1 rRNA gene is annotated in these 222 nt (G+C 53.2%); it reads right to left on the bottom strand.

Annotation, left to right across the window (positions count from 1 at the left end):
• Positions 1 to 222: ribosomal RNA gene (locus BHE89_RS03530) — 23S ribosomal RNA — on the bottom strand; the annotation flags it as partial.

The raw sequence follows: 222 nt of genomic DNA, 5'->3' as shown, positions 1-222 counted from the left end.
CACTTCGTTTCCCACTTAACCATGACTTTGGGACCTTAGCTGGCGGTCTGGGTTGTTTCCCTCTTCACGACGGACGTTAGCACCCGCCGTGTGTCTCCCGTGATAACATTCTTCGGTATTCGCAGTTTGCATCGAGTTGGTAAGTCGGGATGACCCCTAGTCGAAACAGTGCTCTACCCCCGAAGATGAGTTCACGAGGCGCTACCTAAATAGCTTTCGGGG

Origin of the sequence: Shigella sp. FC1967 (assembly GCF_001743005.1) — a bacterium.
Classification (GTDB): Bacteria; Pseudomonadota; Gammaproteobacteria; order Enterobacterales; family Enterobacteriaceae; genus Proteus.
The sequence above is the reverse complement of the archived record's forward strand: the minus strand, read 5'-3'. Positions and strand labels throughout refer to the sequence as shown.